Origin of the sequence: Xanthomonas fragariae (genome assembly GCF_900183975.1) — a bacterium.
Lineage (GTDB): Bacteria > Pseudomonadota > Gammaproteobacteria > Xanthomonadales > Xanthomonadaceae > Xanthomonas > Xanthomonas fragariae.
On the sequence record NZ_LT853882.1, the window covers coordinates 864,852 to 885,245 of the forward strand.

Annotated in this window: 17 protein-coding genes and 4 pseudogenes; 8 read left to right on the forward strand and 13 right to left on the reverse strand. The window is 62.2% G+C overall.

Annotation, left to right across the window (positions count from 1 at the left end):
* Positions 1-90: 90 nt before the first annotated feature.
* Positions 91-822: a CoA transferase subunit A gene (locus tag PD885_RS03985; RefSeq protein ID WP_002813977.1), complete on the forward strand. Its 732-nt coding sequence runs from the start codon at positions 91-93 to the stop codon at positions 820-822.
* Positions 822-1,460, forward strand: a complete 639-nt coding sequence (locus PD885_RS03990) for a 3-oxoacid CoA-transferase subunit B (RefSeq protein WP_002813974.1) — start codon at positions 822-824, stop codon at positions 1,458-1,460. Before PD885_RS03985 ends, PD885_RS03990 begins: the two co-directional genes overlap by 1 nt.
* 24 nt (positions 1,461-1,484) lie before the next feature.
* Here PD885_RS03990 and PD885_RS03995 read toward each other — a convergent pair whose 3' ends face one another.
* Together PD885_RS03995 and PD885_RS04000 are read right to left on the reverse strand one after the other, a co-directional pair.
* Positions 1,485-4,310, reverse strand: a complete 2,826-nt coding sequence (locus PD885_RS03995) for a rhamnan synthesis F family protein (RefSeq protein ID WP_002813972.1) — start codon at positions 4,308-4,310, stop codon at positions 1,485-1,487.
* A 22-nt stretch (positions 4,311-4,332) separates the two neighbouring features.
* Positions 4,333-5,982 carry an electron transfer flavoprotein-ubiquinone oxidoreductase gene (locus PD885_RS04000; protein WP_002813971.1) on the reverse strand — a complete coding sequence of 550 codons (1,650 nt, stop codon included), beginning with the start codon at positions 5,980-5,982 and terminating at the stop codon, positions 4,333-4,335.
* Positions 5,983-6,108: 126 nt separating this feature from the next.
* Between PD885_RS04000 and PD885_RS04005 the strand changes: the two are divergent.
* Positions 6,109-6,706: pseudogene (locus tag PD885_RS04005) on the forward strand (alpha-ketoglutarate-dependent dioxygenase AlkB family protein).
* A 14-nt stretch (positions 6,707-6,720) separates the two neighbouring features.
* On the opposite strand, the gene PD885_RS04010 reads toward PD885_RS04005, so the two are convergent.
* The 4 genes from PD885_RS04010 to PD885_RS04025 all read right to left on the reverse strand — a co-directional run bounded on the left by PD885_RS04010 (position 6,721) and on the right by PD885_RS04025 (position 10,321).
* Complete coding sequence (locus tag PD885_RS04010; protein WP_002813970.1) at positions 6,721-7,365, reverse strand: ABC-type transport auxiliary lipoprotein family protein; 645 nt, start codon at positions 7,363-7,365, stop codon at positions 6,721-6,723.
* Entirely contained in the window at positions 7,362-8,288 is a 927-nt protein-coding gene (locus tag PD885_RS04015; RefSeq protein WP_002813968.1) for an MlaD family protein, read from the reverse strand. Before PD885_RS04015 ends, PD885_RS04010 begins: the two co-directional genes overlap by 4 nt.
* A gap of 2 nt (positions 8,289-8,290) precedes the next feature.
* Positions 8,291-9,124 (reverse strand): ABC transporter ATP-binding protein, encoded by an 834-nt coding sequence (locus tag PD885_RS04020; protein WP_002813966.1) that lies wholly within the window; start codon positions 9,122-9,124, stop codon positions 8,291-8,293.
* A gap of 84 nt (positions 9,125-9,208) precedes the next feature.
* Positions 9,209-10,321 (reverse strand): MlaE family ABC transporter permease, encoded by a 1,113-nt coding sequence (locus PD885_RS04025; RefSeq protein WP_002813964.1) that lies wholly within the window; start codon positions 10,319-10,321, stop codon positions 9,209-9,211.
* 165 nt (positions 10,322-10,486) lie between these two features.
* Between PD885_RS04025 and PD885_RS04030 the strand changes: the two genes are divergently transcribed.
* Positions 10,487-11,746 carry a threonine/serine exporter family protein gene (locus PD885_RS04030; RefSeq protein WP_002813957.1) on the forward strand — a complete coding sequence of 420 codons (1,260 nt, stop codon included), beginning with the start codon at positions 10,487-10,489 and terminating at the stop codon, positions 11,744-11,746.
* A 59-nt stretch (positions 11,747-11,805) separates the two neighbouring features.
* On the opposite strand, the gene PD885_RS04035 is transcribed toward PD885_RS04030, so the two are convergent.
* The 3 genes from PD885_RS04035 to PD885_RS04045 all read right to left on the reverse strand — a co-directional run bounded on the left by PD885_RS04035 (position 11,806) and on the right by PD885_RS04045 (position 14,915).
* Complete coding sequence (locus tag PD885_RS04035; RefSeq protein ID WP_002813955.1) at positions 11,806-12,264, reverse strand: H-NS histone family protein; 459 nt, start codon at positions 12,262-12,264, stop codon at positions 11,806-11,808.
* Positions 12,265-12,407: 143 nt separating this feature from the next.
* Complete coding sequence (locus tag PD885_RS04040; RefSeq protein WP_002813953.1) at positions 12,408-14,102, reverse strand: proline--tRNA ligase; 1,695 nt, start codon at positions 14,100-14,102, stop codon at positions 12,408-12,410.
* 417 nt (positions 14,103-14,519) lie between these two features.
* Positions 14,520-14,915, reverse strand: a complete 396-nt coding sequence (locus PD885_RS04045; RefSeq protein ID WP_002813950.1) for a DUF4124 domain-containing protein — start codon at positions 14,913-14,915, stop codon at positions 14,520-14,522.
* Between the two features lie 134 nt (positions 14,916-15,049).
* Between PD885_RS04045 and pssA the strand changes: the two genes are divergently transcribed.
* The 3 genes from pssA to rimI are packed head-to-tail and all read left to right on the forward strand — an operon-like array spanning position 15,050 to position 16,817.
* On the forward strand, positions 15,050-15,823 hold the full coding sequence (gene pssA / locus PD885_RS04050; protein ID WP_002813948.1) for a CDP-diacylglycerol--serine O-phosphatidyltransferase: 774 nt from the start codon (positions 15,050-15,052) through the stop codon (positions 15,821-15,823).
* Positions 15,824-15,861: 38 nt separating this feature from the next.
* Positions 15,862-16,335 carry an alanine acetyltransferase gene (locus PD885_RS04055; RefSeq protein WP_040763014.1) on the forward strand — a complete coding sequence of 158 codons (474 nt, stop codon included), beginning with the start codon at positions 15,862-15,864 and terminating at the stop codon, positions 16,333-16,335.
* Positions 16,332-16,817, forward strand: a complete 486-nt coding sequence (gene rimI, locus PD885_RS04060) for a ribosomal protein S18-alanine N-acetyltransferase (RefSeq protein ID WP_002813943.1) — start codon at positions 16,332-16,334, stop codon at positions 16,815-16,817. Before PD885_RS04055 ends, rimI begins: the two co-directional genes overlap by 4 nt.
* 421 nt (positions 16,818-17,238) lie before the next feature.
* On the opposite strand, the gene PD885_RS22465 is transcribed toward rimI, so the two are convergent.
* The 3 genes and pseudogenes from PD885_RS22465 to PD885_RS22475 form a co-directional block, all read right to left on the reverse strand.
* The gene (locus PD885_RS22465) at positions 17,239-17,520 is read right to left on the reverse strand and encodes an integrase core domain-containing protein (RefSeq protein ID WP_338063600.1); all 282 of its coding nucleotides are present in this window, start codon (positions 17,518-17,520) and stop codon (positions 17,239-17,241) included.
* A gap of 11 nt (positions 17,521-17,531) precedes the next feature.
* Positions 17,532-18,020, reverse strand: a pseudogene (locus PD885_RS22470) (DDE-type integrase/transposase/recombinase); the annotation flags it as partial.
* A gap of 127 nt (positions 18,021-18,147) precedes the next feature.
* A pseudogene (locus PD885_RS22475) lies at positions 18,148-18,364 on the reverse strand (transposase); the annotation flags it as partial.
* Positions 18,365-18,507: 143 nt separating this feature from the next.
* Here PD885_RS22475 and PD885_RS04070 point away from each other — a divergent pair.
* Positions 18,508-19,874, forward strand: a pseudogene (locus tag PD885_RS04070) (IS5 family transposase).
* Between the two features lie 251 nt (positions 19,875-20,125).
* On the opposite strand, the gene PD885_RS04075 reads toward PD885_RS04070, so the two are convergent.
* Positions 20,126-20,341 (reverse strand): hypothetical protein, encoded by a 216-nt coding sequence (locus PD885_RS04075; protein ID WP_002813940.1) that lies wholly within the window; start codon positions 20,339-20,341, stop codon positions 20,126-20,128.
* Between the last annotated feature and the right edge of the window lie 53 nt (positions 20,342-20,394).

Sequence of the window (20,394 nt, forward strand, 5' to 3'; positions counted from 1 at the left end):
CCGCGTCTTGGGGATGGCAGAATTGCGACCGAGGACAGGGAACAGTCAGCGGCTAGAATGAGCGCTTCACACCAGCGGGTGAGGGCAGTGATGCGCAATGATGCACGTGGCGCGGCAAGCGGTAAGCGCTATACCGATGCCAAAGCGGCGCTGGATGGGGTGCTGGCCGATGGTCAAACGTTGGCGGTCGGCGGTTTTGGATTGTGTGGAATCCCGGAGGCATTGATTGCAGCCGTACGCGCCAGTGGAATCAGCGGTCTGACGGTGATCTCCAACAACGCCGGCGTCGATGGCTTTGGGCTCGGTCAATTATTGGCCACCCGCCAAATCCGCAAGATGATTTCGTCCTACGTGGGCGAAAACAAGGAATTCGAGCGGCAATATCTGGCCGGCGAACTCGAACTGGAGTTCAACCCACAAGGCACATTGGCCGAACGCCTGCGCGCTGGCGGTGCCGGGATTCCAGCGTTCTACACAGCGACCGGCTACGGCACCATCGTTGCCAACGGTAAGGAAACCCGCGAATTCGACGGCAAGCATTACGTGCTGGAAACCGCTCTGCATGCCGACCTTGCACTGGTCAAAGCTTGGCGCGGCGATACGGCCGGCAATCTGGTGTTCCGCAAGACCGCGCGCAATTTCAATCCGGCCTGCGCCATGGCCGGTCGCGTCTGCATCGCCGAGGTCGAGGAAATCGTGGAGTTGGGCGCGATCGATCCCGATCAAGTTCATCTGCCAGGCATCTATGTCGACCGCCTGGTGCTCAACGCCACGCCGGAAAAACGCATCGAACAGCGCACCCTGCGCGAAGGACAGCAGTGATGGCCTGGACCAGAGATCAGATGGCCAAACGTGCGGCACGCGAACTGACCGATGGCGCTTACGTCAACTTGGGCATCGGCCTGCCGACGCTGGTGGCCAATCATATTCCCGATGGCGTGGACGTGTGGCTGCAATCGGAAAATGGCCTGCTTGGCATTGGCCCATTTCCCACTGAAGATGCAGTCGATGCTGACCTGATCAATGCCGGCAAGCAGACAGTCACTGCGCGCGCCGGTGCGAGTTATTTCGGTAGCCACGATTCGTTCGCGATGATCCGCGGCGGTCATATCGACCTGGCGATCCTCGGCGCGATGCAGGTCACCGAGCACGGCGATCTGGCCAACTGGATGGTGCCCGGCAAGATGGTCAAGGGCATGGGCGGTGCAATGGATCTCGTTGCCGGCGTCAAGCGCGTCGTGGTGTTGATGGAGCATGTCGCCAAAGACGGCAGCCACAAGATCCTGCGCGAATGCGACCTGCCGCTGACGGGCGTCGGCGTTGTCGACCGCATCATTACCGACCTTGCGGTGTTTGATGTCACCGGGACCGGTTTGATGCTGGTAGAGGCTGCGGAGGGGCTGGAACTGGAGGAGCTGCGTGCCAAAACCGGTGCTGCAATCCGAACGTCCGGAACATGAGCTTCACGCCGGATGGCCTTCTGGTCATCCGGCTGAAACTGCACCACGTCCAGTGAAGCGATCTTCGAGTTGCAATTCTGCCAGCCAAGGAGCCTGCCAGCGCCCTGATCCGATGCACTGCAGCGGGATCTGAATCGATACTTGATCGAGTTCCAACAGGAAGCTTTCGTCTTGCGCAACGTCGCAAAAGTTTTCAATAAACGCCAGGGCGCCTTCGTGCACTTGCGCGATCGTTGCCCACTGCGTTGCCGACACTTCTTGATCCGTATAAACGGCCTGATAGGCATCGGCCCCTGCTGTAAAGTGCGAAAACTGCGGCGATGGGGCAGTTAACAGAGTCTCAAGCAGAAGATCGTGTCGCAGAATGATTGACTGAGTCGGATCGCTCTCTGTGCGTCCGTCGAAATAGCGCGCTCCGGCCCAGCTTTCGGAAGTGATTTTTGTCGCGCGTTCAGTCAGTGCAAAGTAAGCGCCACCCAGCGGCTGGCCTATCAATCTGGTGAGATTGGCCTGAATGCTGCCGGAGTAGCCGATATCTGCAACCAATGCGGAGTTATCGCCTGTCATCTCCTTCCAGTAGCGCAGGTACGTTTGTCTTTCCTGACGGGCAAGTTCGAGGAGATCATCTGTAGCTGGAGCCATCAATTCCATGAGTTCACCGCGCATCTCGGGCAGATACACGTCGCGCCGCATCGTCAAAAGCCCCAATCGGCGCTCGAGTATTTCTGCTGCAGAAATTCCCAGGCGGGCCTCTATCAGGTCTTTCAAGGTGCCTGTATAGGTACTGTCCAATAGCAGGGCAAGATCGTCCAGCGTATGTAGAGACGGTGTTCCAGTTCCACGGCGCGATGCAAGCAGATACTTGCCGTGCAACCCGCTCAACGCCTGTGAGGTTTGCCTCAGTCGCTGGAATGCTTGTTCCAGCAGATAGCCTTCCCGACTCAAGAACAAGATCGTGTCGACATCGCGTTGTTTTGCCAGGCGAGTCAGCCAAGCAAGATAATCCAAAACCAGTGGGCCGAGAACTATGTAGCCGAGGCACGCGGGCGATAATGTGGGAAGCGGCGCAAGCGCTTCCGGTTTGCGGTCGGCAATATCGGCGAATCGATTGGCCAACAGGCCTAGCCATAACTGGTCTTGCCATCGTGTTGCCGAGCCGGACGGTGGCCTGAGCATACGCAAGGCGGGAATCACGTCAAACAACACTGAGGGCCGCAGCACATGTACCGGTGTCAGAAATTTATGCATCTGTGGACGTTGAATGTCGCTGTGTTCGTTGTCGCCTAGATGCAGCCACCGCGAGGGAGGCACAGTCTCTACCTCAGGCAGCTTTTCCCATGCGCTGTCATTATCTTTGCGCCAGCCGGTCTCGCATGACACGTACCACGCTGCCGGCAGAGCGGCGACTTCTGCAGGAAGGATTTGCCGCAGTGTGGAGCTGTCCAGGTACATGTCCGATAGCGCAACCATTCGGACACCGCGTCTTTGCAATTGTGCGACCGCTGCGATCACGCCTTGGCGTGGACGTAGCAGTTTGGCTTCGACTGCAATTTCCATCGCTTGCAGCGCGTTGATCGGGAGCGCCCGCGAACCGGGAAGGGTTGCAAGCGTGACGTAGATGGCCGACAAATCCACATCGGCACCGTGTTGGTGTCGTGCCTTGGATTCGGCAAGCCCACGCAGTTCAACAAAGTTCTCTATGCCGAAGTCGCGTGCGATCAAGTGTGCAAGGTAGGCGCGTGCGCCTTCCGGAAACAGAAACGGCCTGACCACCAAGGTGTCGAAGATGTCTAGCGATACCAGCCGAGCCTGGAGAGAGGAAAGCGTCAGTTGGGTAGCAAGCGGCGTATCGAATGCAGCCTGCCAGTTACGCTCACCTTCGCTACTAAGCGCCAGCGTGCCATCGGCAGGCAATACCCCTATGCGATAACGGTGCTGCCGTGCGATCGCAACGAATAAGCGCTCCATTGCATGATGCACTGTGCCATCGATCTGGCCGTGCTCTTCTGGAAAGTCTTGGAGCTCAAGGTCGAGTGCGTACAATGGCCGCAATGCGTCAACCTTCGCCCAGAACATCGATCCTGCCGGGAAGTCGATGTAGTCCGAAGGGTGAATATCGAATCCAAGTCGTTGCGCCAGTTCGCGGCAGACGTCGAAGTTACTGAGCCATGTATGTGCCCACAAGGGCACCCCTGCGTAACTCTCCGGGTAAAGCATTCCAAGCCGTGGCTCGGCCTGGAACATTCCTAATTGCCAGGCGATGCGCTCCGAGCTACCCATCAGCGACGAGATGAGATATCGCCGCCAATCGCCTTGTTCGCTGCCCGTGTACATTGATTTTTTTGTGTGCAGGTGGCCGACAATGTCCAACGCCAGTATCTGCTCGCGGAAAGTCACCAATAGCGGTGCAATGTCACGGCCACGATTGGGAACGATGCGCACGTCGAGTTGCTCAAGATGCGGTAGCCGGGAGAAGCGGTCACGTGCCCGACGGGCCGCTGCTTCATCCATCACTGACACCAGCAAGTCATAGCTGATCGGCATGTGCTTCAGAGCTTGCGCCAACTCATCGATCAGGTCGGGATAGAAGACGTGCACCATCACGCCAACCTTCAACTGCAAGTGCGAGAGCGGCACAGGTGTGACGAATACATATTCGTCAGATGGATGCGGCGCGGCTGACCGTCTGCTGCCCGCAAGCCGCACCCTTTGCAGGAACCCCCGCACTCCCAGGGCGCGAATCACCTTGAACACTCTGAGCGCGACGGCCATCGCACCTGAGACCCCGCCGCCATGGAGTGCGATCGAACGACGCGCCACAACCAGCAGTTTGGAAAAACGGCTGGTCATGCGGATTTCCGATGCCTGTTAGTCACAGATTCTGGTAGTTCGGGCCCGAACCACCCTCCGGTGTGACCCAGTTGATGATCTCGTAGGGGTCCTTGATGTCGCAGGTCTTGCAATGCACACAGTTGGCGGCGTTGATCTGCAGGCGTTTGCCGGAGGGGCTGGTGGCGTCTGCGACCATTTCGTAAACGTTGGCCGGGCAGAAGCGTGTGCAGGGGTTGTCATATTCGGCGACGCAGCGTGTGGCGCAGATCGTGGTGTCGAGAACCTGCAGATGCACGGGCTGGTCTTCATCGTGTTCGGTGGCGGCGAAGTAGACCGCTTGCAGACGATCGCGTGGTGCGAGCTCGCGTTGTCCGTAGTCGCGCTTGGGCTGCTCGTAGTCGCCGATCTTGTGCAGGGCCGACCAGTCGGGTTTGTTTTTCAGCGTCCACGGCGAGGCGCCCTTGAGCGCGGTTTCCCAGGCGGCATTTAGCAGGCCGAACCACAAGCCCTTCTTGAAGCCGGGCTTGATGTTGCGCACTTCCTTCAGCTCGGCCATTGCATCGGAGGCGCGCAGCGTGGCATCGAAGCCTTGCGCTGCCAGTTGCGATTGCACCAGATGCTCGGCCGCCAGCATGCCGCTGCGGATCGCCTGGTGGGTGCCCTTGATCTTAGGAACGTTGAGCAGGCCGGCGGTGTCGCCGATCAGCAAGGCGCCGGGCATCTCCACTTTCGGCAGCGACTGCCAACCGCCGGTGACGATTGCGCGAGCGCCGGCCGAGAGGATGCTGCCGCCTTCGAGCAGGGATTTGATCAGCGCATGGTTCTTCCATTGCTGGAAGGCCTCCCACGGCTGATATTTCGGGTCGCTGTAGTCCAGTCCGCTAACGTAGCCGAGCGCGATCTGGTTGTTGTCCAAGTGATACAGAAAGCTGCCGCCGTAGGTGCGGTTGTCGGCCGGCCAGCCGAGCGTGTGTACGATCTTGCCGGGGCTGACGCGGCCTTCGGGCACCTGCCACAGCTCCTTGATGCCGATCGAATAGCCCTGCGGGTCGGAGTCGGCAGTCAGGTCGAACCGCTTGAGCAGGCGCTTGGTCAGATGGCCGCGTGCGCCTTCGGCCAGCACGGTGACCCTGGCGCGGATGTCGATGCCGGCCGTGTAGCCAGGTTTGTGCGATCCATCCTTGGCCACGCCCATGTCGCCGATGCGCACGCCCACCACCTGACCGCTGTCGTCATGCAACGTTTCGGCGGCGGCAAAGCCGGGGTAGATTTCCACGCCCAGCGCTTCGGCCTTTGGCGCGAGCCACGCGCACATCGCACCCAAGCTGACGATGAAGTTACCGTGGTTGCGCATGCCCGGTGGCACCACCGGGAACTTGCGTGCGCTGTCCTTGCCGAGAAACCAGAATTCGTCGTCGGTGGCGGCCACGCAGATCGGCGGCGGGTTGTCGCGCCAGCCCGGCAACAAGGCATCCAGCGGGCCGGGCTCGATCACTGCGCCGGACAGGATATGCGCGCCGATGATGCTGGATTTTTCGATCACGCATACGCTGATGGTCGGATCGAGCTGCTTGAGCCGGATCGCAAAGGCCAGCCCGGCCGGGCCGGCGCCGACGGTGACGACGTCGTACTCCATCACGTCGCGCTCGACCGGCTCTGGCGCACGTGCGCCGACTCCTGCTTCCGACATTGTTCCGCTCCCGTTGGCTCGATGGCTGACAGGCATTTTCCGGGATTCGGTGTGATGGCGGCAAATCGCGGTGATTCATCCTCTGCCATCGGCACGGCTGAGCGCGCACGTGCTAGCGTTTCAGGCATGAAGATGCGCGTTGCACTGCCTGGGGCGGAGATCAGTTGGTGTCGCGGTTGGTTGCAGGGCACGCAGGCCGATGCACTGATGCAGGTGTTGCTGGCGCAGGTGCAATGGGACGTGCACCGCATCTGTATTTTTGGACGGCTCGTGGATTCGCCGCGCTTGAGCAGCTGGATCGGCGATCCGCAGGCGAGCTATCGCTATTCGGGCACGCAATTCGCGCCGCAGCCGTGGCTGGAGGTGCTGCAGCCATTACGTACGCGCCTGCAGAAGGAGACCGGGTATTGGTTCCAGCGTGCTGGTCAATCGCTACCGTGGCGGCAGCGATGCGATGGGCTGGCATAGCGACGACGAGCCGGAGCTGGGGCCGCAACCGCTGATTGCGTCATTGAGCCTGGGCGCGATGCGCCGCTTCGCGTTCAAACATCGCGACGATGCTACGTTGAAGCAGACGCTGGAGTTGGGGCATGGCGATCTATTGCTGATGGGCGGCGACACCCAGCGACATTACCGACATGCCTTGCCGCGCACCGCAAAGCCGATCGGCGAGCGCATCAATCTGACGTTTCGCCAGATTGCGCTGCGCGTCCCCGAGCGCTAGGTTGGCTCTCGCTGTTACAGCGAACGCGGCAAGCGTTCGGTGTCATGCTGCCCGGTAATCAAGGTCCAACCGACCAGTTCGGTCGTGACCTGCGTCATCGCCTGTTCGAATGCCGCCGCAACCGCAGCAATATCGGTGCCACTGGACGGGCGCGCGACCAGGAAGGTGCGCGAGGCCACCACGCGTTGATCGGAGGCGTGCAGCAGTTTGGCGTTGAGTTCGATGGTAGCCGACGGCAGCGACTGGCCGGCATAGTCGGACTCGAAGCGGCGCAGGTCGATCGCCAGCCTGTAGTCCGAGCGAATGCCGATGCCGATGCGCGCGACCGCGGCGATTTTGCCGGAATCCTCGAACGCGCGCACCACGCTGTCTTCCAGCATGTCGGTGGCCGGTTGTGCCCAGCCGGCGCCGTGATACACCTGCAACTCGCCCGGGGTCGGGCGCACATTGATGCGCGGGCTGTCGATGACGCGCGCCGAGCTGGGCTTGGAGACCGACAGCTGCCAGGTCACCTGCGGCCAGGCGGGATTCGGGGCGACCCGCACGTTGGGGGCGTAGATCGTGGCCGGTTTCTGGTCGCCGCCGGTCAGGGCCGAGCAGCCGCCCAGCGCCAGTAACGAGACGCTCAACAAGGGACGTAACAGGCGCATGGCAGTCATTTCGGTTCGAACTCCTTCGGTGCATCGCGGCCGAGCAGGTAGCGCGCAGGGTTGTTGTCCAGTTTGTCGCTGACCCGGCGCAGGTCGCGGATCAGGCCGCGCAATTCGGTAAGTGTGGGGCCGAGCTGGCCTAGTCCGTCATTGGCAAAACTATTGATGGCCGCGCGGTTCTCGCCAAGGATGTTGTCGGCGTTGCCGGCTGCAGAATCCAGCTTGACCAACGTGGCATCGAGCTTCTCCAAGATGCCCGGCAGCTGCTGTACCAGATTCTGATCCAGCCGCTTGATGGTGCCGTTGGTGGTGGTCAGGGTGGTGTCGAGATTGCGCGCGGCATTGCGCGCGCTGACGATCAGCGCCTGCATGCCCTCGTCACGATCGGCGATGCCGCCGCTGATCTTTTCCAGGTTCTGCAAGGTGGCAGTGATGCTGGCGACGTTTTTGTCCGACAGCATCTGATCCATGCGCTCGACGATGCGGTTAGCGATGTCGGTGATGTTTTGCAGCGCCGACGGCGTGGTCTGGATGATCGGTGCATCGCTTTTGTCGAGGGTGGTCAGCGACGGCGCTTCGGGCGTGCCGCCGGAGAGCTGGATGATCGACGGGCCAGTCAGGCTGGTGATCGCCAGCTTGGCGCGGGTGTCGCTCTTGATCGGCGTGGTGGAGTTGACCCGCACATGCGCGACTACTTGACGCGGGTCGTTCGGCGCCAGCGTCAGCTCGGTGATCGAGCCGACTGCGATGCCGTTGTATTGCACGGGGCTACCAACCGACAGGCCGGTCACCGCCTCTCGGAATACCACCCGGTATTGCTGCCAGGTGCGGTCGGAGGAGTATTTGGCCGCCCAAAGACCGAACAGCAGCAGGGCCAGGCCCGCTACGATGGTGAAGGCGCCGATCAGGACGTAATTGGCTTTGGTTTCCATGCTCAGGCGGTCTCGGTGGAGTCGATCTTGGCCGCGCGTGCGGCGCGCGCGCGCGGACCGTGGAAATATTCCTGGATCCAGGGGTGATCAATCTGTTCGACCTCGGCCAGCGGCGCGTTGGCGATGACCTTGCGATCGGCCAGCACCGCGATGCGGTCGCAGATGGCGTATAGCGTATCCAGGTCGTGGGTGATCAAGAACACGGTCAGGCCCAGTGCCTGCTGCAAGGTCCGGATCAACCGGTCGAAGGCGGCTGCGCCGATCGGGTCCAGCCCGGCGGTTGGCTCGTCCAGGAACAGCAGCGGCGGGTCCAGTGCCAGCGCACGCGCCAGGCCCGCACGTTTGCGCATGCCGCCGGACAATTGCGACGGCAGCTTGTCCAGCGCGTCGGCCGGCAAGCCTGCCAGCTTGATCTTCAGCAGCGCCAGCTCGAAATGCCAGCGCTCCGGGAACTCGCCGTGATGTTCTTTTAGCGGCACCTGCACGTTCTCACCGACCGTCATCGACGAGAACAACGCGCCGTCCTGAAACAGCACGCCGGTGTTGCGGGTGATGTGCTGGCGGTCGGCGAAGCGGCCGGAGCGCGCATCCGCACCCAGCACATAGATGCTGCCTGCATCAGGCTCGCGCAGGCCCAGGATGCTGCGCATCAACACCGACTTGCCGGTGCCCGAGCCGCCGACCACGCCGAGGATCTCGCCCTGGCGCACGTCCAGGTCCAGGTCCTCATGCACTGTCTGGCTGCCGAAGCGGTTGGTCAGCCCGCGCACGGAAATGGCCAGTTCGTCGTCGGTGTCGATCTCCGGATGGGTGATTGGGGATTCGGGATGAGTCACAGCGCATTCCCCATATGTCGGGGCACGGTGCACGCGCCCGCTTTGGCTAATCTCAGATTGCGAATGCCCAATCCCTCCCTCACCTCACCACCCCATCTTCATAAACCACAGCGCTGCGATCGCGTCGAGGATGATGACCAGGGAAATCGTCTGCACCACCGCCGAGGTGGTGCGCTCGCCGACCGACTGCGCGGTGCCACTGACCTTCAAACCTTCAAGGCAGCCGATCAGTCCGATCACCACCGCAAACAACGGTGCCTTCGACAAGCCGACCAGGAAATGTCGCAACTGGATGGTGTCGTTCATGCGCGCCAGATACATCTGCGGCGGAATATCCAGATCGAATGCGCCCACCGTCACGCCACCGGCCAGGCCGGCGATCATCGCGATGAAGGTCAGCAACGGAAGGGTCAGGATCAAGGCGAGCAAGCGCGGGATTACCAACAGGTCGATCGGGTCCAGGCCCAGGGTGCGGATCGCATCCACTTCCTCGCGCGATTTCATCGCACCGATTTGCGCAGTAAAGGCGCTAGCAGTTCGGCCGGCCAAGACAATTGCGGTCAGCAGCACGGCGAATTCGCGCAGGAAGGCGATGGAGACCAGTTCCACCACATAGATTTCCGCGCCGAAGTCGCGCAGGATGGTCGAGCCCAGGAACGCGATCACCGCGCCAACCAGATACGACAGCAGCACCACCAGCGGCACCGCATCCAGGCCGACTTGCTCCATGTGGTGCACGGTGGAGGTCAGGCGGAAGCGGCGCGGCTCGTGGATCAGCCGCATGATCTTGACCAGGTTCTCGCCTAGGAAACTGTTCAGTTCCAGGATGTCCTTGCCCACCCCATGGGTGGCGCGGCCCAGGCGATCCAGCGCGGCGACAAAGCCGTAATCGCGCTTAGGCTTGGGGCGCTCGTCGTTGAGTTCCTCGATGGTGCACACCAGTGCCTGGTGCTCATCGCGGAAATCGATCGCGTCTTCCTTCAAGCCCATACGGCTGGCGAAGCGCAGCAATTGCAGCACGCCGGCCGAATCCAGTTGCCTGATGCCACGCGCGTCGATGCGCCGAACGCCATCGGGCACGGCCTGCAGCAGCTCTGCCTGGGGCAGAGCGGTCGCAAGGACCCAACTGCCAGCGAGGCGGACCTGTGCGTGATCTTGCGAGTCTTGTTCGATGCGTGGAGGTTGCGGCTTGATCATTTGGGGCCTGTCCGTAGCTCCAGCATACAGCGGCTGGCGTGAGCAAATGTTGGGGGCGCTTCTCAGCCCGTGCGTTGTACTGCCATTCAGAACGCCGGCTGCGCGCGCAGCGGCATACACTGACAGTCTCGCCAGAAGGCGTTTCTCCGATCCGACTCGCCACGCATGTCCGCTGCCACCATCGTCCTCCAGTCCGTCAGCGCTACCTACGCCCAGCGCGTCGCCTTTGTCTCGGAAATCGCCGGGCGCCTGCATTCCTATGGCACCACCTCGCAGCGTCTTGAGGCCGCGGTGATCGGTTTGTCGCAGAAGCTGGGTCTGGACTGTGAGCCCTTGTCCAATCCCACCGGCATTATTTTGAGCTTCAGCGACCCGACCAAGGTGATCGGCTCCAGCGACATCACCCGCGTAATTCGGCTGGCCCCAGGCGAAAACGACCTTTACAAGCTCAGCGTGGCCGATTACGTGGCCGACAGTGTGGCCAATGGGCGCATGAGCATCGCGCAGGGCCACACCGCGCTGCGGCGGCTGGACGGCGAGCTAGATCGACGCGGCAAGACCATGCAGGTACTGGCATTCGGGCTGGCCGCAGCCGGCGTGGCCGGGTTATGGAAGCTACCATGGCTGGATATCGCCACCGCCGGTGCGATCGGCATGTCGATCGGCTTGCTGACCCAATACACCGACAAGCGCGCGGCGACCAGAGAGGCTGGTGAAGCACTGGCCGGCTTGCTGGCCGGTGTGGTGGCAGCGGTGGTGGCCTCGCTGCTCGGGCCGCTGAACCTCAATACGGTGATCATTGCCTCGCTGGTGGTGCTGCTGCCGGGCATGTCTTTGACCAATGCGTTCAACGAGTTGGCCAGCCAGCATTGGGTGTCCGGCACCGCGCGCTTGGCCGGTGCGGTGACCACAGTGCTCAAGCTCACCGTCGGCGCGGTGATTGCGGTGACGCTGACCCAATTGGTAGGCTTGCATCCGCAGGTAACCGCGTCGCGACCGCAGGCCGACTGGGTGGAATGGGCTTCGCTGCTAGTGGCCGCCTACGCGTTTGCTGTGTTGTTCAAAGCCAGTCGGCGCGATTATTTATGGGTAATGGCGGCGGCTATGTCCGGTTATGTCATTGCGCGTCATGCAGGACATGCCTGGGGTGGTCCGGCCGGTGTATTTGCCTCAGCCATGGCATTGACGGCCGCCGGGAATCTGTTTGGGCGGGTGGTGCACAAACCAGGTGCGCTGATCCGATTACCCGGCATCATCATGCTGGTTCCTGGTAGCGTCAGTCTGCGTGGCTTGTTGGCTCTGGTGCAGCAACAAGATGTCAGCGTCGGACAAAATGCGCTGTTGGCGGTCACCAATATTGTGATGGCGCTGATGGCCGGGTTGCTGTTTGGCAATCTGCTGATTCCGGCCCGTAAGAATTTATGACGGGCAGAAACAGAGCGCAATAAAGACGCCGGGATTGCCGGCGTTTTTATTGGTTTGAATCAAGCGGCCTTAGACTTCTTGGTGGCGCGCTTGGTGGCGGCTTTCCGCAGCGAGGTCTTCTTTGCCGGTGCCTTCTTGGCGCCAGCCTTGTTGATCAGAAAGTCTTCCACCTTCTTGCCGGCGGCGGTCAGCTCGGCCAGCCAGCGCGGCTGCTTGCCACGGCCGGTCCAGGCTTCCTGGGGATTGGCAGGGTTGCGATACTTCGGCGGAACCTTGCCCAGTTTGCGGCCAGCGCGCGGACCCGGCTTGCTGGCAGCGGGCGGACGACCCGGGCCTGCACTGGCGGAAGCGCCAAACAACTCTTCAATGGAATAACCCTGGGCTTTTGCAGCGCGGGTCAGCTGAGTGCGGACCTTGGCAATCGGGGTGCGCTTGGCAACCGCGGTCTGCTGCTTCTTTGCATTTTTGATCAATGCAACCAACTGCTTGGCCGACAGGCCGCTAAGATCGATCGACATCACTACTCCGGAAGATGAGGGGAAAAGAAAGCCGGTCCGTGGCACTGCTGACCATCATAATGTCAGAAAACCTGGGTGACAAATGCACCCAAATAATTCGGCGTGTTGTGTTCATCCAATTGAAGCGGCTCCAGGCGGTTTGATCAACGGCCCAAGCGGGAGAATAACCCGGCCTTATCCAGGTTTTCTGCCGTATCGGCGGTACGGGCGCGATATTCAAATGTGCCTGCCGCCACTCCGCGTTCTGAGACGACCACCCGATGCGGAATGCCCAACAGTTCCATATCGGCAAACATGGCGCCCGGGCGCAGCCCGCGGTCGTCCAGCGCCGCATCGATGCCGGCGGCGATCAATTCGTCCAGCAATGCCTGGGCCGCGGCAATCACCTGCGCGTCCTGCTTGGGGTTGATTACGCACACCACCAGCTGCCACGGCGCCATCGGCGCGGGCCAGACAATGCCGGCGTCATCGTGGTTTTGTTCGATAGCCGCAGCCACGATGCGCGAAATACCGATGCCGTAGCAGCCCATCTTCATCACCGCGACCTTGCCGTTCTCGTCGATCACGGTGGCCTGCAGCGCCTGCGCGTACTGGCTGCCGAGCTGGAACACATGGCCTACTTCGATGCCGCGGGCCAAGCGCAGTTCGCCGCCATCGGCCGCGCGCTCGCCTTCGACCACGTTGCGCACATCGGCCACGGTTTCCGGTTCCGGCAGGTCACGGCCCCAGTTGACGCCAACCAGATGCGCGCCGGACACATTGGCGCCAACCACGAAATCAGCCAACGCGGCGACATCGCGATCAGCGACCACGCGCACCGGGCGCGCGGTGTTCATCGGTCCCAAGAAGCCGGGTTCGCAACCCAGGTGCTCGCGGATTTCGGTTTCGTTGGCGAGGCGGTAGTCGGCCATGCCTGCGACCTTGCCCAGCTTGATCTCGTTGACTGCGTGATCGCCACGCACCAGCACCAGCACGAAGCCGGCCGCCGTCATTACCGCCACCGACTTGACCGTACGCTGCAGCGCGATGCCGAGCAGCTGGGCGACGTCTTCGCAGGTTTTCTGGGTGGGGGTTTCGACCTGACGCATTGTCTCGCCAGCATCCGGGCGCGCAGCAGGCGATGCAGCGCTGGCGGTTTCCACATTGGCCGCGTAATCGGAGCCGGTGGAGAACGCTAGCGAGTCTTCGCCGGATTCGGCAATGACGTGGAATTCCTGCGAGGCGTCGCCGCCGATCGCGCCGGAGTCGGCCTGCACAGCGCGGAAGTCCAGCCCCAGGCGGGTAAAGATGCGGTGGTAGGCCGCCTTCATGTTGTCGTATTCGCGCGCCATATCCGCATCGGTAAGATGAAACGAATAGGCGTCCTTCATCAGGAATTCGCGCGCGCGCATCACACCGAAGCGCGGGCGGATCTCATCGCGGAACTTCGTCTGGATCTGATAGAAGTTCAGCGGCAGCTGCTTGTAGCTGTTGATCTCCTGGCGCGCGAACTCGGCTGCGGCTTCTTCGGCGGTCGGGCTGTAGCAGAATTCCTGCTCCTTGCGGTCCTTGATCTTGAGCAGCTGCCCGCCGAACTTTTCCCAACGGCCGGTAGCGTCCCACAGCTCGCGCGGCTGGATGGTGGGGAACAGCACTTCCAGCGCCCCGGCGCGGTTCATCTCCTCGCGCACGATGGCCTCGACCTTACGCAGCACACGCAGGCCCAACGGCGACCAGGTGTATAGCCCTGAGGCCAGCTTGCGGATCATGCCCGCGCGCAGCATCAGACGGTGGCTGACCAGCTCGGCGTCGGCCGGGGTTTCCTTGGTGGTGTGCAGGTGGAACTGGGAAAGACGCATCGGGCTTCGCTTGGGCGGAAAGCTGCTAGTTTGCCAGTGTTGTGTCTTGCCGGTCATCGCCGACGGCGTTGCGCGGTCGCGGCAGGGCGGGAAGGGCCGGTGCGTGATCGGTCTGGCTAAGCACACGAAGGAAGCTTTGAACGACTCGTCCATGCGCCTTCGATCGACAACTGTGGCGAACGCCGCGACGGGTAAATGCTTAATTTTCAAGCATGGAAAATCGCCGCGTTTGAGCAACATTCCAAGTTCACTCGCTACGCCATGAATTGTTCAGAGGTTCCCTGACGCAACGACTGCATGGTCGGCGGTCTGGCGCGGCCGGTGCTGGAAACCGGCATGTACCACGTGTAGGCAGCAGTTCGTCCGCATCGTCCACCCACCACGGCTGCTCGCTACGTGTGGTTGGCCGCTTCGGACTCAGGTGGCCGGGCCACCGCCCTCCGCAGGCGTGCAATAGGCCTTGGCGGCAGCCTCGGCAAGATTGCGCTGGGCGGCGCGGGCCTCAGGATCCAGCGAGGCGCCCGGCTTGCCGTCGGTGCCGGGGCCAATGGTGACTTCGCCCTTGCCGCTGAGCAGTTCCAGGTTGCGGCGTGCGGTGAGGCAGTCGGCCGATTCGGGCGCGGCAGTCTCCGGCGTGGCTGCGGTGCCGGCTCGGGCGTCGATGCGGCGCGCTTCGTAACGCTGGCCTCTCGGCGGCGGGGTTTCGGTGTAGTGGGTCACGCCCTTGGCGTCTTTCCACTTATAGAGATCGGTCGCGCCGGCGGCGGCGCTGACCAGCATCAACAGGCCGCAAAGCCTGAACGACAACTGCATGTGGCTTCCCCTGGATGATTCCCCCGACAATTGCAGCATCCATGGCCTGCCCTGGCAAGTGATCTGGCGCTGTGGCACTGGAAGGATGAAGGGCGCGCTACCGCCGGACGGACCTCAGGCCCTACACTTGTCGCATGGATGAAATGAGACCGCCTCCGCGCTCGCGCACGATTTACCTGCTGCCGAACCTGTTCACCACCGCCGGGCTGTTTTCCGGTTTCTACGCCATCATTGCCGCCGCCAATGGGCAATTCGTCCAGGCGGCCATGGCGGTGTTCGTGGCTGCGGTGATGGACGGGCTGGACGGCCGGGTCGCGCGCCTGACCAATACCAGCAGCGAATTCGGCGTGCAGTACGACTCGCTGGCCGATCTGGTCAGCTTCGGCATGGCCCCGGCACTAGTGATGTACCACTGGTCGCTATCGGCGCTGAAGTACGACAGCAATGTGATGGGCCGGGTCGGTTGGTCGGCTGCCTTTTTGTATGCGGCCTGCGCGGCGCTGCGGCTGGCGCGTTTCAACACCCAGGTGGGAGTGGTCGACAAGCGTTGGTTCATCGGCCTGGCCAGCCCGGCTGCGGCCGGCTTGATGATGGCCTTCGTTTGGGCATTTGCCGACGACAGCCTGGGTTTCGATGGAGCACAGCTGCGCTACCTGGCGTTGGCAATCACAGTGGTGTCTGCCTTGCTGATGGTTAGCCGGATCCGTTTCTGGAGCTTCAAGGGCGGTGCGCGTGGTCCGCGCGCCGACCGCGTGCCGTTTCTTGCACTGGCCGTCGCTACGGTGGTGATCGCGCTGCTGGTGATCGATCTGGCCCGTTCGTTGCTGGTAATCGGCATGCTGTATGCGCTGTCCGGCCCGCTGATGTGGCTGTGGCGGCGCTGGCGGCGCACGCCCGAGTTGCCATGATCGGGCTGTCATGAGCGAGCTGTTATGAGCGAGTGGTCATGAGTGAGATGGCGTCCGAGCTGATGTGGTCCGATTTGCAGGTGTCGTATCTGCAAGCCTTGGGGCACACCGTGTATCTGGATCGCGATGCGGTCGATGCCTTGCCTGCACCTGTCGATGTGGTCGACAGCGCACCGGCATCCGCACCTGCACGGCTGGAACGAGTGCCGCACTCTGCGTCTGTCGCTGCCCCTGTCGTACGCCGCACGGCCCCGGCCCCGGCTGGGCGGGCCGGGGCGCCGCGTGCTGTCCATACGACTCAGGCTGCTGCGCCACAGCGGCGCAGTCGTGTCGGCATGCCGGATCGTCTGCAGATGGCGTTGCTTCGTGCCTCTGGCTGCAATCCGGGCGACCCGGACACCCAAGCCTTGATGGCGTCCTGGCCGCTGGCCGATCTGCGTGGTAATCCGGCCGCCAAGCGCGCGCTGTGGCCGCAGCTGCGTGCGCTGCGGCGCCGTTCGCATTCGGCGTGAGCGCATTGAACGTAACCCATCAGCCCACCGCACTGCGCGCACTGCGCGAGAGCGATCTGGATGTGGTGATGGAGATTGAGCATCGCGCCTATCCGTTTCCGTGGACGCGCAACATCTTTCGCGACTGTCTGCAGGCCGGCTATCCCGGCTGGGTGATGGAGCAGGACGGGCAGGTCATCGGCTATGGCGTGATCAGCATCGCCGCCGACGAGGCGCATGTGCTCAACGTCTGCATCGCACCGGAGGCGCAATCGCAAGGCCATGGTCGCGTGCTGTTGCGCGCGCTGATCAAGGGCGCCTGCGATCGCGGTGCACGGCGTGCGTTTCTGGAAGTGCGGCCATCCAATCCGTCGGCGATCGCGCTCTACCATTCCGAAGGCTTCAACGAAATCGGGCGGCGCCCGCGCTACTACCCATCTAACACCGGGCGCGAGGATGCGTTGGTGATGGCGATCGAATTGTTCTTCGAAGGGTTTTCTTGAGCGCAATCAGCATGTGCTGATGGGTGTGCTTTGGTGTAGTTGGTGCCATCTGTGCTGTGGTCTGCAATGGATCTCATCACAACGCGCGCATGTGCGGTGTCGCATCGATCGAATGAGCTGCTTGCCACCGACCTATAGCGTAATGTACCTGCATTCTCAATGGTGATTTTTCGCCATGTTCCATCGCGTGGTCTTCAGTTGTTCTGATCGCATAGCCTGATCGCACTGCATGCGGCTTGATGTCGATGCAGCTTAGTGCGACGGATATACGCGTCAAAAACACGCGTGCTTGTCATCGCAGTGGCACACAGTGCTCGACCTGCATCCATCTGTACTGCGTTCAAATCATGCCGCACTGCAGTGTCCTTCTCGCTGTCCCTGCGTGTCCTCGACGTCCCCCCGCCCTGAGTAGCGGCCGGGTTTAGAGTCCGGGCCTGATGATATCGGTGTTTGCCAGATGTTGGGCATAAGCGGCCGGCGTCATGCCGCCGATTGCTTTCTTGGGTCGGTCCTCGTTGTATCCGCGTCGCCATCGCTCGATCTCGGTGCGTGCATGCAGCAACGTCGGGAACCAGTGTTCGTTGAGGCATTCGTCGCGCGGCCGGCCGTTGAAGGATTCAACGTAGGCGTTCTGGTTCGGTTTGCCCGGCTGGATGAGCCGTAGCTGCACACCACGGGCGTGCGCCCAGGCGACCATCGCCATGCCGCAAAACTCCTTGCCGTTGTGCCCCGAGGGCAGGCTTCGCGCTCGGTGCGGATCATCTGCGGCAGGCCACGGCTGTGTGCCAGTCGGTCCAGCACGCGCGCAACGCCGTGTCCCGAGATCGCGCGCTCCACGTCGATGGCGACCGCTTCGTGGGTTGCGTCATCCACGATCACCAGACACTTGATCACCCGACCTTCCACAGTGCGGTCGAACACGAAGTCCATCGACCACACCTGGTTGGCCTGCGATGGCCGCAACAATGGTTGGCGCTCGCCCACCGGCACCTTCTTGCGCCTGCGGCGCCGGACCTGCAACTGCTGTTCGCGGTACAACCGCTCCACACGCTTGTAGTTCACGACGCGTCCTTCCTGTCGCAGTTTGAGATAGATCATCCCCACGCCATAGCGGCGATGGCGATGCGCCAGCGCAAGAATGCGCTCGCGTAGCTCAACGTTGCGGTCTTCGCGCGGGCGATAGCGCAGCGCACTGGCGCTCATGCCGATCGCCGCCAAGGCGCGACGCTCGCTGGCACCGCACCCGATCCACTCGCGCACCAGCGCACGACGCGCCGGTGCGCTCACCACTTTTTTCGCAGCGCATCCTTGATCAGGTCGTTCTCGAACAGCTGCTCGGCCAACAACTTCTTCAGCCGCGCGTTTTCGGACTCAAGGTCCTTGAGTCGCTTGGCATCGGGCACGCTCATTCCGCCGAACTTGCTGCGCCACAGGTAGTACGAGGCCTCACTGAAGCCATGGCGCCGGCACAGGTCTTTGATCGCCACGCCTGCTTCGGCCTCACGCAGGAAGCCAATGATCTGCTCTTCGGTAAAACGCTTCTTCACGTCCAATCTCCTCGGGGTAGGGAATTGGTCGCCCCTGAAAAACCCCAACCACCCAACGACCGCAAGGCCTTGATGTCTGCACCGGCGTGCCAAAACTACCGGTGTTCGCTACGCTGAAGGCTGGTTTCTGGCAATTTTTAGTCATGCGTACACGCCGTCCTGCTGCCGAGCACATGCTTGCCGACGAGTTGTTTCGTTCGCGGCTGGAGAACCAGATCGATCTGCGTCATCCGCTGGCGCGGCTGAGCCAACAGATGCCGTGGGCGGCGTTGGAGCAAGCACTTTCATCGCGCTTGCCGGCCACCCAGGCCGGTGGCGGTCGGCCGGCATTGCCGGTGCGGCTGATTGCCGGTTTGCTCTACCTCAAACACGCCTACGACCTGTCCGATGAAGCGGTGTGCGAGTGCTGGCTGGAAAATCCGTACTGGCAGTTCTTCACCGGTGAGGTCGTGTTCCAGACGCGTTTGCCGTGCGATGCCAGCTCGCTGACGCGCTGGCGGTAGCGCCTGGGTGAGGCCGGGATGGAAGAGCTGTTGGCGCACACCATCAACGCCGCGCATGCGATGCAGGCGGTGGACGCACGCGGTTGTCGCGGGTGATCGTGGACACCACGGTGCAGGAAAAGGCGATCGCCTATCCGACCGACAGCCGTTTGCTGGAGGTGGCACGCAAGAAGCTGGTGTTACTGGCCAAGCGGCACGGCATCGGATTGCGGCAGAGCTACGCGCGGCAAGGCCCGGCCCTGAGCCGCAAGGCAGGTCGGTATGCGCATGCGCGCCAGTTCAAGCGGATGCGGCGCGTCCTGCGACGTCAACGCACAGTGCTGGGACGGCTCATGCGCGACATCCAACGCAAACTCGATCAGGTAAACACCGGCGTGCGCGAGCGCATCGTTGTCTGGCTGGAACGTGCGCAACGGCTGTACACGCAGCGTCCGAAGGACAAACAAAAACTCTACGCATTGCATGCCCCGGAAGTGGAATGCATCGGCAAGGGCAAGGCGCGTCAAGCGTACGAATTCGGCGTCAAGGTCGGCATTGCGGTCACCGCCTGCAAGGGATTGGTCGTGGGTGCGCACAGCTTCCCGGGCAACCCGTACGACGGCGATACCTTGGCCGAGCAGTTGGAGCAGACACGCGGGTTGCTGCAGGATGTGAGCGTAGAACCGACGGTGGCGATCGTGGACCTGAGCGATCGCGGGCGCGAAGTCGATGGCGTGCAGGTCCTGCATCGCGGCAAGGCCAAGACGCTGACGCGACGGCAATGGCGCTGGATCAAGCGACGGCAGGCGGTGGAGCCGGTGATCGGACATCTGAAAGACGACTGCCGGTTGCGTCGCTGCAGGCTGAAAGGTGCCCAAGGCGATGCGCTGCACGTGCTCGGCTGCGCGGCCGGCTACAACCTGCGCTGGCTGCTGCGCTGGATCGCGTTTTTGCGTGCCTGGATGCGGGCGATGGGATGGTCATCCTTGAGTACCGCGCCGCTGTCACCGACGGCACTTGGCGCTTGAAGGGGATTTTTCAGGGACGACTAATGGGTAGCATGAGTATCCGCGAATGCCAAACCCGCTTGCGGTGCCAGCCAGCCGCCTGCCCGGGGCGTGGATGGAAGCGACGTTGGCAGCGTGCCCTGGCTCATCGTGCTTCCTTCCATTTGAGGGAAAAGATTGCACCATCAAAACCTGGGGTCAAACGCATTGGCGCCGTTGGCCACAGCGATGATGCTGTCGCCAACGGCGCTGATTTGCAGAGCTGCTAACGCTCAGGCGGCGTTGTGGTCGCGCACTTGCGGCGGTAGCAGGATCTGCGGCTGTTTGGCCGAGTGGGTCTGGCACAGGAACGTCATTAGATGCGCCGCTTCGGTGCTGCCGATCGGTCGGCTGTAGGCGTTCTTGCTGCGGACGTGTGGGGCAAAGGCGTGCTGGGCCTGCTCCAGAACCGCGGAGACAGGGTCTTGCGTAACGGTGGACGACGACATGAAACGCTCCTGGAACTCACGAACTGACCGTTGCTCGATGGAACGACGGGAAT